The organism is Shewanella sp. T24-MNA-CIBAN-0130, from assembly GCF_040310185.1.
Lineage (GTDB): Bacteria > Pseudomonadota > Gammaproteobacteria > Enterobacterales > Shewanellaceae > Shewanella > Shewanella psychromarinicola.
In genome coordinates, this window is record NZ_JBEOPP010000240.1 from 1 (window position 1) to 285 (window position 285).

At 60.4% G+C, this 285-nt stretch carries 1 protein-coding gene; it reads right to left on the bottom strand.

Annotation, left to right across the window (positions count from 1 at the left end; all coding sequences use genetic code 11):
* Positions 1 to 48 precede the first annotated feature (48 nt).
* Positions 49 to 285: hypothetical protein (locus AAEZ02_RS22220; RefSeq protein WP_351125176.1), on the bottom strand; the 237-nt coding region annotated here is incomplete at its 5' end.

Below are 285 nucleotides of genomic sequence, written 5' to 3' on the forward strand. Positions count from 1 at the left end.
GCCCATGATACGTCGCTTGCCGGGGTCAGCGCCCTGGCAGTTTCATACTTACTGCGCGGTTTTCAGCTTGATCACATCACCGGAGATCTTGGTGGTGTAGCCGTTCAATACCCAGGCCCAGAACCACTTTTCCTGCACTTGGGTGTTGATCAGCGCGTCGCCGCCCTTGGCCTTGATGGCTGCATCCTGGGCGCGCACGAAGCGGTTGTTCTGGCCAATGGGGATGACGCCCAGCAGCATGATGCCGGTGGCGCTGGCTTCGCTGTGGCCCAGCACGGTGTATTG